The following is a 12,996-nucleotide window of genomic DNA, read 5'->3' on the forward strand; positions in this document are numbered from 1 at the left end:
TATGTTTGTAAACTCTTTTAAGGACCATGAGTGTTTTGGTCTTTTTCGAAACTTAGAAACAGTCAAACTTGACAACCAATTTTAGGACGGGACAATATACTGTTTTTATATCTTTAGGATGATGTAGAAAAAAGGATGTATACTTTCAGAAATTTGAATTTAAAAGCCGAGATGAGAACAGCGGTTTTATAAAAAAAGAAAAGGTTGTCATCACGACAACCAATCTTCGTTGTTAACCTTAAATCTAATACCATGAAAAACACATGGCAAAGATAAACACTTATGTGTTATAAAACATATTTTTTGCCTTTTAAGACTCTATATTTAACCTAATTTAAGCAATTTGTGTTATAAAACATATTTTTAACCCTATTGTAATTGCAGCGTCAGGGCTGAACCGTTATAAGTTACGGTTTTATCCGGACGCGGATGTTGATCAAAACCAGTCGTTTTATCTTTATCAATCAACACGATATGGAATGTACGCTGACTGATCATACCGTCAAATGTTCCTTCACGTTGTCCGATCGTTAATTCTTTTGTAGTATCGTTGTATGTGAAAGTGATTGTCGAATATTTACCTTTCTCGTAATTATAATTCGTCCCCTCATCTTCATAAAGTGAAAAAGAAATATCCTCTCCTCCATAAACATATAAAGTAACCGGAGCTTCCGGTTTTTCTGAGGCGTATTGCAACTCCTCTCCTACCGGTATGATTGATCCGGCTTTAACAAACAATGGCATACGTTCATAAGGAGCAGCGATAGTGGCTCTGCGACCGCCATCATAATACGTACCAGTATAAAAGTCATACCATCCTGTTTGTTTCGGGAAATAGACTTCACGGCTGCGAGCTTTATACGTATAAACAGGTGCGGCCAACAGTGAAGGGCCAAACATATATTGATCACCCAAGTCATTCACTTTAACATCATATCCGAAATCCATCACCATCGGACGCATAATCGTATAGTCATTCAAATAGACCCAACCGGCCATTGAATAGATATAAGGCATCAACCGATAACGCAATTTACTATAATAGACTATGGTTTGATAGGCAGGATCTGACTCCGGAGCGATATGGTAGACCTCCCGATACGGATACTGTCCATGTGTACGGAATAAAGGAACAAATGCTCCAAATTGCGTCCAGCGTGTATTCAGTTCACGCCATTCATTCATATCTTCAGATCCTTCTTTGGCCTGTTCAAAACGTTTCTGCACACAGAACCCGCCAATATCCATCGTCCAATAAGGATTGCCCGACATCGAATGGTTCAGACCGGCTGATATCTGCGCCTTATAATCTTCCCAGCATGTTCCGATATCACCACTCCAGGTTACGGCTCCATATTTCTGTAATCCGCTAAATCCGGAACGGGTAAGCAGGAAAACCCGCGTATCGTTATCCACCGAGCGTTGCCCGTTGTATATTGCCATCGCATTGACCAATGAATAGGTATTGAAATATTTTGCACCCGATCCCATAGCGGTCGGACTCATCAAAGCCTTGCGATAGTCTATACTGGCATTCGACAAAATATCCGGTTCGGACGCATCCATCCACCAGGCATCAAAACCTTTTGTATATAAATGCTCCTGCATCTGATTCCAGAACAGTTCGCGTGCACCCGCACTATATGCATCATAAAAAGAGCCGATATACCCTTTTCCGATCCAGTCACGGATACTGTCTTTCACTGCACGTTGGAACATCCATCCTTTCTCATCAAACTCTTTATAGTGCTCTGTCGTATGATAAAATTTCGGCCATACGGAGATCATTATTTTAGCATTCATATCATGCACTTGCTTGACCATTCCTTCCGGATCAGGGAAACGTGCCGCATCAAATTCGTGGCTTCCCCATGCATCTTCCGGCCAATAACTCCAATCCAAAACGATATTATCGATTGGAATCCGACGTCGACGAAACTCTTTCAGCGTGTTTAACAATTCATCCTGTGTTTTGTAACGTTCCCGGCTTTGCCAAAAACCCATGGACCATTTAGGCATCACCTGTGCTTTTCCGGTAATCGAGCGGTATCCCTTGATGACTCCATCCATCGATTCGCCTTTGATAAAATAGTAATCCAACTGATCACCCATCTCTGCATAAAGAGAGAGTTTGTTCTGCTCCTCCTCATTCACGGGTGAAAGTGCTCTTAGTCCGATATAAGAGACTCCTCCATCGGGTTGCCATTCCAAACGGATATGGTGGCGCTTACCGGCTTCCATATCGACACCAAATTTTGCGACCGACGGATTCCATGCCGTGCGCCATCTGTCGGCCATCAGCTGGCCATCAATCCATATTTTGGTATATCCGGCATAATACAACAAAAATCGGTGAGTACCGGATTCTTTTGCTTGCAAATCACCTTCCCAGACAATTGTGGAATTATTAAAAGGGAAGTTTTCAGGAAAATGTTTTACCGTCTCCAGATTTTCATAATCGATCTTATTCTCCATACGCGAGACAAACACGTTGGAGGTATCGGAATCGACATAATAAGTCGCCGTAAGTCCTCCTTCCGTGCCGCTGACATCATATAATTTAAATTGTGACAGCTGCTCATAATCACGTACATCTCCAAATTTCGTCAACGAATAGTTATCCCACAGGATCCCATAATTCTTATTGGAGACAAAGAATGGAATAGATACTTTGGTATTGTATTGGAAGAGTTCTTCGTTCTTCCCTTTGTAATTGAATTCATCCGCCTGATGTTGTCCCAGACCGTAAAAAGCCTCATCATCGGGTGATTCGAAAACCTGACGGATGGAATATCCCGGAGTCCCGTCAATCTCGATAGCCTCAAAGCTTTTACCTCCTCCTTTATTTTCCTGTAAAAGAGTATTGCCTTCCAGATCGGTAAATAATACTTCACCTGTCGACAGGTTTACATGCGCTCTCAAAGAAGCGGTTTCTAAGATCAGTTGATTTTTTTCTTCGGTCACTTGCCAGGGTATCGTCGAAGTTTGCTTTTCAACAACCATACTGGGTTCTTCCGAAAACTTATCGGGGGTAGCAGAAACATGAATGACATGTTCGTTGACAACCGACAACTTCATCTGTTTCGTCGATAATTCTCCTTTGCCGGTTAGTTGAATAATAACACCGTCTCCAGTCTGTTTCCACTGTGAGTTCGTACAACCGATTAAGGTTAACGTAAAAATAACATAAATAATTTTTCTGATCATGGCCTTTCCGTATGAGTTACACTGAGACAAAAGTATCACGCTTCACACAAAAAAGGCCGTTATAATGTTATGATAAAACGGTTGTTTTGTTAGTATGCCGGGGTCGTTTTGTTATTGATACACGTATAAAATGTAATATTACGTTTCTATAGTACCATACTGTGAGGGTAAAACACCAAATTCTTCTTTAAAATATTTCCGGAAATATTTCGGATTATTGAATCCGACTTCATAAGCTACTTCCGAGACCGTCAGCTGACTTTCTTTCAAAAGTTGGGCCGCTCTTTTCAACCGGATGACCCGTATAAACTCAATAGGTGTCTTTCCGGTCAGTGAGGAGATCTTTTTATATAAATGTACGCGACTCATCCCTAACTCCCGACTCAATTCTTCGACGGAGAAATCGGGATTGGAGATATTCTTCTCCGTATATTCCAACGCTTTTTTTATCAATTTCTCATCCAATGAACTGACGGTAATCTTCGACGGTTCGATTTTGATCTGCTCTTTAAACAATTTGCGCGTTTGCATCCGTGTCTCCACCAGTTTATGGATCTTTAATTGTAAGATCTCCAGATTAAACGGTTTGGTGATATAGTCGTCTGCTCCGGCACTTAACCCTTCCAGTTTACTCTCTTCCCCACTCTTGGCTGTTAACAAAATCAATGGGACATGGGATGTTCGGATATCTCCTTTGAGTTGTTTACTCATTGCTATCCCGTCCATTCGGGGCATCATCACATCGGTCAGAATCATATCGGGTATTTCACGGAAAGCTACTTCCAAACCTTCTACCCCATCTGCCGCCTGTAAAACAGTGTATTGATCTTTTAATCTGGCGGTTAAGAAATGTCTGAAATCATCATTATCATCTACAATAAGCAGTTTACCCAATTTATTAACCTCTTTCTGTTCTTGCGACATATTTTCTTCATGAAGTTCTTCTTCAACCGTCTCGTACTCTTCCTTCTCAATCTCTTCTTTGATCTCTTCCTGAATACATGGCAGATGGATCACAAACTTACATCCACCTCCCGGATTGTTCTCTACCCATATACTTCCATTATGCATGGTTACAAACTCTTTGGCTATATGAAGTCCAAGACCACTCCCCTGCTGATTCAGATTTTCGTTCTGTTTGGCCTGCGAAAAACGTTCGAAAATCTGTTCATGCATCTCATCCGGAATCCCCGGACCGTTGTCTTTGATTATAATTTCGATCTGATCTGCCTGATGGGTCAGGCAGATCTCTATCAATCCTCCGGATGGAGTAAATTTATGTGCATTGACCAGAATATTGGTGATAATCTTCGATAACTTATCCGCATCAAACCACATATATAAACGATCGATATTCGTTGATAATGTCTGTCGGATATTTTTATGTCTGGCCGCGTCGGCAAACTGATCGGTCTGTTCGCGCAAAAACCGGACAATATCACCGATCGATTTTTGCAACTGATGACTCTGGGCGTCAATTTTACGCAAATCAAGCACCTGATTCACCAGTCTCAACAGCAACTTGGCATTCCGGTACATGATCTTCAATGAATCTTTTTTCTCCGGGTCTTCCTCTTTTTTCAGCATCTCCTCCATAGGGGTCAGAATAAGCGTTAACGGAGTCCTAAACTCATGGCTGATATTGGTAAAGAAACTGAGTTTCATTTCATCCATCTCATGCCGTTGCTCGGTATGAAATTTTTCACGGGCATATTTTAGTTTCAACACCTCTTTCCTGGACACCCTTCGCTGGTAGAGATACAACAAACCGGCGACCACCAATAGGTAAAAAATCCATGCCCAGGTGGTCTGCCAGAAAGGAGGCCGAATCCGAACATGAAGCGTCGCAGGATAAACGGTTGCCTGTTCATTGTTTACTGCTTTCAGATGAAACACATAATTGCCGGGATTCAGGTTGGTATAAGTGACCTTTCGGCTGATCCGGTCTGCCTCCAGCCACTCCTCATTAAACCCTTCCAATTTATAATAATAACGCACCTTATCCGGTTTGGTATAATCCAGTGCAGCAAACGATAAGGAGAAATAATTATCCGAATGATTCAACACAATTTCATCCGTATACGTAATACTTTGTGTCAGATTTTTCCGGCCATGATAAACCTCTCCCGGCTTAATCTGACGATTAAACAACTGAAATCCCGTCAAAACAACTTTCGGATTTTCTTCACTTTGTGTGATTGCGGTAGGGATAAATACATTAAACCCCGACATACCACCAAAGATCAGTTCCGAACGGGAAGTCATATAACTGGCGTTGTAATTGAACTGTTCTCCTTGCAATCCATCCGTTTTATCATAATTGATCATATGATAAAAATAACCGGGCGTCTCATGGTTGGTCGACACCCTGATGTAGGTCAGCCCCCTATTTGTTGCCACCCACATATTATGCTCAGCATCCTCCTGAACACTCTGTATCAAATCGGCAGAAAGTCCCTCTTCCAAAGTAAAACGCCTCAACTCTTCCGAAAAGGGATTATAGACAAACAGGCCGTTTCGTGTGCCAATCCATAACAAACCACGGCTATCTTCACACAAATTATAAATATCGTAACGCACAATCTGCGCATTTCCCATGATCTCTTTCTCATAGATATTTAAAAGTTCGGTCTCCGGGTTATAGATATACAATCCGCTTTGTGCACCGACTAAAATATCCCCCGATTTTTTCTCCAGAATAGCATAGACGGAACCATCCGTATTTAAATGTCGAATCCGTTTACCCGATTCGGTATCAATGACAAGAATTCCACCATTCAACGTTCCGACCCACAATTGCCCATTCCGGTCGCAATGCAGATTCCAGACATTATTGTCGGTTAATACCGCTTCCGCATCATTCGAACAGGATTTGTAATGCGTAAATGTGTGGCCGTCGAAACAATCCAAACCATCCAGGTAATAACCGATCCACAAACGTCCCTTCTTATCGTATTCCAAACTGACTATGACATCTCCGGCCGGAGTATTCGGATTCTTCGGGTCATGTTTGTATATCGTATATTTCTCCTCTTTACGGTCGAAATAAAACAATCCGCCCCCATTCGATCCGATCCATATATTACCAGCCGGATCGTCATAAAAACAGTTGACATCCGGATAAGGTATTTCGGCTTTATCGGTAAAAGGCTTGAATTTATAGATACTTTCATGGTAGTAGCAGATTCCTTGTTTATAGGTCCCCATCCACATGATATTCGATTCATCCTTATAGATAGAACGGATCGTATTCTGAGGCAGACTCAGCTGATCATTCACGTCGTTCTGAATAACCGTATTTTGTTTACCCGCTTTATCGATCAGAGTGATTCCGCCATGGTCGGTTCCCACCCAAATCACGCCTTTGTCATCCTCTGCAATGGAAAACACATTGTTATGGGAAATGTAATAAGATCCTGTAGAAGATGAGGTATACTGATACCAGTTGTTTTCAGTTATGTCGTAACGGACAATCCCATACTCAGAATCAATATTATAGACCCATAGATCCCCCGACGAATCGATAAACATACGCATGGTAGTGATGTTACGAGCCGGAATCATTTGCTGAAACGTAGAATCGCGCCGGATGATCTTGTGCGTCTGTGCATCCATACATTCAACCAGTCCGTTGTCGAAAAGAAACCAATACCGGTTGCTACCTTGTTTGATATCAACCACCAATCCCCGGCTTAATCCGTCGGCTACACCTTGTTCAAAGATTTTACGTTGGCCTGTTTTTATATCATAAAAACGAATATCCTCCCAGGTCACGAACCAGAAGTTCTTACCTAAGTCGATATACATACTCCAGAAATCAGGAATACCACAATATTTTTCAATAAGGGCGGGTACATTTTCTTCAAAACGCTCCGTTTTCAAATCATACACGGAATAAGAAAAGGCTGTTTGTATCCACAGTTTATGATCGGCTGATTCCTGTATCTGTTTGATCTCGTTATTCGAATTGCCCTGTCTGTCTTTCGAAAAATCCTGCTTGACTGTAATCACTTCATACCCATCATACCGATTGAGACCCGAAGGAGTGCCAAACCACATAAAACCACTTTGATCTTTATGGATACATAAGATTTCGTTGTTCGATAACCCGTGCTCTACATTCAGCCGGTTAAACTTATAATTCGCAGACGAAATAAATTGAGAACAGAAACAAATAAGAACAATAAAAAAGAACTGTTTTTTAGACTGCATATATGACCTCTACATTTGACGTTATGCAAACGTACATAAAAAACAGACATAAAATGATGGTCCGTCACATAAAAACAGAGGAATATGTTCAATTATATGGATGTTTTTTAAGTGTATTCGCAAACACTTTTCTGTGGTATCTGGAAGACAAATTTGTCAGATGCAGGTCTGTTTTTTGTTAGAGGTACGTCTAAACGAATTTAGAGGTACGTGTAAATTCATTTAGAGGTACGTCTAAAACAATTTAGAGGTACCTCTAACAGAAAAATCTCCCCATAAAAAGAATTTATCTTTCAAATAAACCGGAAATAAGTTCCTATTAAATCGTATATTTAAGGCCAAATTCTAAACATACTGACACATGAAAAAGCGCACCACTCTGTTTCTCTTATTCTTTATCACTCTATTTTATAGGTCTACGCTTGGGCAAGAGATCGAATATGCCCAACCGGTTAATGATCCCGAAAGCTGTACCAGTATAATGGTTGGAAAAAAGGCTTCGGCCGATGGGTCTGTGATGACCAGCCATACGTGTGATGGAAATTATCGTACCTGGATGGAAATTGTTCCCGCTGCAACATACGAACGTGATACCGTAACGGGAATATATGACGGATTGATGCATACCGAGTTTATCGCCGATCAAAGTAAATGGGTCTTAAAAGGAAGTATTCCGCAGACACGTTCAACCTATCAGTTTCTGAATACGTCTTACCCTTGCTTCAATGAAAAACAGTTGGGCATCGGTGAAACGACCATTACCGGGCGTAAAGAACTGGTAAATAAAAACGGGATGTTTATGATCGAAGAATTGCAACGGCTGGCTTTACAACGTTGTACGACTGCCCGTGAAGCGATCAGACTGATGGGCGATCTGGTCAAAAAATATGGTTATGCCGACTGGGGTGAATGTTTGACGATTGCCGATACGAAAGAGGTATGGCATTTTGAAGTTTTTGGAGAAGGACCGGATAAGATTGGAGGGGTATGGGCAGCAATCCGTATACCTGACGATCATGTAGGCGTATCGGCCAATATTCCACGCATATCATCTGTGAATATAAAGGATACAGAAAACTGTATGGCTTCTGAAAATGTATTTGATGTCGCTAAAAAACTGAGATATTGGGATGGTAAGGAGCCCTTTTCATTCTGGAAAGCGTATGGTGGAGGAAAAAAGGCGTTTAATATCCGCGAATATTTTATTCTGAACAAACTGGCTCCTTCGCTTAATTTGTCTTACGATGCGGAAGAGTTACCTTTCAGTGTCAAACCGGAAAAAACGGTTGCAGCAACAGATGTTATGGCTCTATTACGTGAGACCTATGAAGGGACGCAATGGGATATGACTCAGCACCTCAAAGTAGCCGTCAAAAAAACCGATAGTGAAGAGAAGGATACGATTATCAGCCACTCGGCCAACCCCTGGATGACCATGGATATGGTCAATATGCTGAACGGGATTAAAGAGGAGACCGTGACACGCTATCGCTTGGTGTCCGTTCCGCAATGCTCCTATTCGGTCGTTATTCAATTGCGCGATTGGTTGCCCGATGATATCGGTGGTATTGCCTGGTTGTCATTCGACAACCCCGGACAAAGTCCGCGTATACCAGTTTTCTGCGGAACGACTAACCTGCCTGACTGTTTCGGGGTTTGCGGTCAACACCGGTTCCGCGAAGATGCAGTGGTTTGGAAATATCGTCAGGCAAATAAACTGGCAACTGTCCGGTGGGGATTAACGAAAGATAAAATCGTTCATTCCGTGAACTATTTTGAAACAAAGGCGCAAAGAGAACTTTCTTTCGTGGAACAACAGTATGAACAACTCGAAAAAAGCGAAGGAAAAGAACATGCCCGCAATTATCTGACCGGATATACTAAGGACTTCGCTGGTGCTACGATGCTTCGCTGGGAAGAATTGAAAAACGAATTCTGGAAGATGTTCGCTAGAGGGTTCTAAATAATGAACTGCGTTCATTATTAATTATTAATGGTTAAGGTTTAATGATTAATTCAAATCAGAAAAACACAAACCACTAATAATCAGCAATAAACAAAATTAATAATTAATCATTAATCATTCATAATTAATCATTCTTATTCGCATGAAATCGTTCATCATCTCCTGCGCACTGGTTTTTTCCGGGATAAGTGCATTTGGTCAGGGTTATCAGTTTACGGAAATCGTCAGACAACCGGTTACTCCGGTTAAAAACCAGGCATCAACAGGGACATGTTGGTGTTTTGCCACAGTCTCTTTTCTTGAGTCGGAATTGGTTCGTAAAGGGAAAGGAGAATACGACCTCTCGGAAATGTATCTGGTTCGTCAGAAATACATGAATCAGCTGCAAGACAACTATATTCGTCGGGGAAAAGGGAATATCGGTCAGGGTAGTTTGTCGCATACAGCCATGAATGCGTTTCGTCAGGTTGGAATCGTACCGGAAGAGGTATATACCGGTATCAATTATGATTCAGACCGGCATAGTCACGGAGAAATGGTGCGGTATCTAACAGCCATTGCCGATCAGGCGGTTGAATTAAAAAAGCGAAGTCCGCAGTATGATCAGTTAATTGATCATCTGTTTGACACCTATCTGGGTAAACTGCCTGAAAAGTTCGTCTATAAAGGAAAAGAATATACGCCACAATCATTTACTACATCATTGGGGATTAATCCCGACGACTATGTGGAACTGACCAGTTTCACGCATCATCCCTATTATACGTCGTTTGAAGTGGAAGTACCTGATAACTGGGAACATGAAATGATGTACAACCTACCATTGGATGAACTGATGCAGACGATGGATTATGCGTTGCAAAACGGACATACCGTATGCTGGGACGGAGATGTCAGCGAAAAAGGTTTTTCACATGTGAATGGAGTAGCTATCAACCCGGAAGTAAATAAAGTAGATGATTATGGATCCGACCGTGCACGCTTCGAACAGATGAATGTTAATCAACGCTTGGAAGAGGTCTATAAATTTGAACGCCCTTACCCGGAAATCACTGTCACACCGGAAATTCGCCAAGCTGGTTTTGAATCGTTTGTGACCACCGACGACCATCTGATGCATGTGACCGGTATGGTTAAAGATCAAAACGGTACGCCTTATTATATTACCAAAAACTCTTGGGGAACAGCACGGAATGCTTTTGGCGGTTATCTGAATATGTCGGAAAGCTTTGTTCGTGCAAAAACGATCTTTATTATGGTACATAAGGATGCTATACCTAAAGCGATTCGTGCCAAATTAGGCATCTAACAGGTAACGATACGACCTAAAAAAATGGAGAATTAACAATTACTGAATCAGTTAATTGTCAATTCTCCATTTTCCATTGTCAATTCAAGCAGACGTTGTCTGCTTACTGCTAGCGCATAAATAATAACTCCCGATATTTGGGTAAAGGCCACATCTGGTTATCAACCATCAGTTCCAATTCGTCAATATGCTGACGGATTTCATCCAGATAGGGAGCGACTTCATCATGGTAGGCAATCGCTTTTTCACGCATCTCCGCAATACGATTGGCTTTCTTACGTGCCTCTATCATCTCATCGACCATACGGGTCACGGCATTAATATGTCCGGCTATTTTATGAATAAGTCGACGTGGCTCGGCTGATAATGTTTCATATTCTTCGGCACTGAACGTTTCTTTCAACTTGGATATGTTGTCAAGTAAAACCGATTGGTAACGAATGACTACCGGAATGATATGGTTCAACGAGAGATCACCTAATACCCGCGCCTCGATTTGTACCTTTTTGGTATACACTTCCCACTTGACCTCATTCCGGGCTTCGAGTTCTTTCTTTTTAAGCACTTCTGTTGCTTCAAACATCTGAATGACTTCCGGTTTGAGATAGGCATCGTACTGCAAAGGGACACTGTTTTCACAATCCAGCCCTCTACTTTGTGCTTCTATTTTCCATTCTTCACTATAGCCGTTTCCGTCAAACCGGATCGGTTTAGAGGTTTTGATATACGATTTCAATACTTCAAAAATAGCCACCTCCTTACTTTTTCCACCACGCTTAAGCGCTTCGACATCTTTCACGAATTGCTGCAACTGATAAGCAACTGCCGAATTCAAAGCCAACATCGGAGATCCGCAATTGGCTAAAGCTCCCGGAGCACGAAATTCGAAACGATTGCCGGTAAATGCAAAAGGAGAGGTTCGGTTACGGTCGGTATTGTCGAGTAATAACTCCGGTATCTGCCCGATACCTAAATGTAACCGTTTTTTCTCGTCGACTTCAATTGCATCTTCTATAGAACTATTTTCAAATTTATCCAGAATTTCCGTGATTTCCCTTCCTAAAAAGCTGGAGATGATTGCCGGCGGTGCTTCATTAGCACCCAGGCGATGCACGTTGGTGGCCGAAGCAATACTTCCTTTCAATAAGGCATTGAATTTATAGACTGCCATGATGGTATTGACCACAAATGTGATAAAACGTAGATTATCCTCACGGTTTTTCCCTGGAGAAAATAGATTAATACCGGTATCCGTACCCATCGACCAGTTGCAATGTTTTCCCGAACCATTAATGCCCATAAACGGTTTTTCGTGCAACAACACCCTGAAATTATGATGGCGTGCAACACGTTTCATGACCGACAGCAATAATTGGTTATGATCGTTAGCCAGATTACATTCTTCATATATGGGTGCCAATTCGAACTGATTAGGAGCTGCTTCATTATGGCGGGTTTTAACCGGGATACCCAAACGGTAACATTCCACTTCAAGGTCTTTCATAAACTCCTGTACCCGTGTGGGGATCGATCCGAAATAATGATCATCCAACTGTTGGTTTTTGGCACTTTCATGTCCAAGCAGTGTCCGTTCCGTCAATGACAAGTCGGGACGAGCCGAGTACAAATCTTCATCTACCAGAAAATATTCCTGTTCCCAACCCAGATAAGTAATCACCTTTTTGACATCTTCATTAAAATAGTGACACACCTCCCTTGCTGCTTTATTTAATGCTTCAGTAGAACGAATCAACGGTGTTTTATAATCGAGCGCCTCTCCTGTATAAGCGATAAACACGGTGGGAATACATAAAGTATCATCCACTATAAATGCAGGAGAAGAAGGATCCCAAGCCGAATAACCACGCGCTTCAAAGGTATTTCGCAACCCTCCGCTTGGGAAACTGGAAGCATCGGGTTCCTGTTGGACGAGTAGTTTTCCGCTAAACTCTTCTATCATTCCTCCGTTTCCGTCAAGTTCCACAAAAGCATCGTGCTTCTCTGCCGTTCCGTCAGTTAGCGGCTGAAACCAATGGGTATAATGGGTCACTCCTTTTTCCAGGGCCCACATACGCATTCCTGCTGCCACATGATTGGCAAATTCACGACCAATGGGTGTTCCGGTATCAATTGCTTGTGTCAGGGTTTCATAAGTTTCTTTGGAGAGATACTTCTTCATCGCCCGGCGATTGAATACATGCTCTCCATAATAGTCAGATACTTTCTGACTGGGCGTAACTGCCCAGACGGCCTTGCGATTGGAGGCCTTTTCCACTGCATAAAAACGGGAAGTTGACATAAG

The 12,996-nt window shown here is 42.0% G+C and carries 5 protein-coding genes; 2 read left to right on the plus strand and 3 right to left on the minus strand.

Features of this window, described 5'->3' with window-relative positions:
* Positions 1–369 precede the first annotated feature (369 nt).
* Positions 370–3,207: a TIM-barrel domain-containing protein gene (locus tag M2135_RS08270; protein ID WP_280748017.1), complete on the minus strand. Its 2,838-nt coding sequence runs from the start codon at positions 3,205–3,207 to the stop codon at positions 370–372.
* Between the two features lie 138 nt (positions 3,208–3,345).
* Positions 3,346–7,419 (minus strand): two-component regulator propeller domain-containing protein, encoded by a 4,074-nt coding sequence (locus M2135_RS08275; RefSeq protein WP_280748018.1) that lies wholly within the window; start codon positions 7,417–7,419, stop codon positions 3,346–3,348.
* Between the two features lie 361 nt (positions 7,420–7,780).
* On the opposite strand from M2135_RS08275, the gene M2135_RS08280 reads away from it, so the two are divergent.
* Both M2135_RS08280 and M2135_RS08285 read left to right on the plus strand, forming a co-directional pair.
* Entirely contained in the window at positions 7,781–9,382 is a 1,602-nt protein-coding gene (locus M2135_RS08280) for a C69 family dipeptidase (protein WP_280748019.1), read from the plus strand.
* Between the two features lie 145 nt (positions 9,383–9,527).
* On the plus strand, positions 9,528–10,694 hold the full coding sequence (locus M2135_RS08285; protein WP_280748020.1) for a C1 family peptidase: 1,167 nt from the start codon (positions 9,528–9,530) through the stop codon (positions 10,692–10,694).
* Positions 10,695–10,803: 109 nt separating this feature from the next.
* On the opposite strand, the gene M2135_RS08290 is transcribed toward M2135_RS08285, so the two are convergent.
* The gene (locus M2135_RS08290) at positions 10,804–12,993 is read right to left on the minus strand and encodes a glutamine synthetase III (protein WP_280748021.1); all 2,190 of its coding nucleotides are present in this window, start codon (positions 12,991–12,993) and stop codon (positions 10,804–10,806) included.
* Between the last annotated feature and the right edge of the window lie 3 nt (positions 12,994–12,996).

The organism is Parabacteroides sp. PF5-9 (assembly GCF_029893105.1).
Taxonomy (GTDB): Bacteria; Bacteroidota; Bacteroidia; order Bacteroidales; family Tannerellaceae; genus JARXWG01.

Bases quoted from the DNA above. Each gene is read 5' to 3' on its own strand.
- M2135_RS08280 (WP_280748019.1), top strand. From the start codon at position 7,781: ATGAAAAAGCGCACCACTCTGTTTCTCTTATTCTTTATCACTCTATTT.
- M2135_RS08290 (WP_280748021.1), bottom strand. From the start codon at position 12,993: ATGTCAACTTCCCGTTTTTATGCAGTGGAAAAGGCCTCCAATCGCAAG.
- M2135_RS08270 (WP_280748017.1), bottom strand. From the start codon at position 3,207: ATGATCAGAAAAATTATTTATGTTATTTTTACGTTAACCTTAATCGGT.
- M2135_RS08285 (WP_280748020.1), top strand. From the start codon at position 9,528: ATGAAATCGTTCATCATCTCCTGCGCACTGGTTTTTTCCGGGATAAGT.
- M2135_RS08275 (WP_280748018.1), bottom strand. From the start codon at position 7,419: ATGCAGTCTAAAAAACAGTTCTTTTTTATTGTTCTTATTTGTTTCTGT.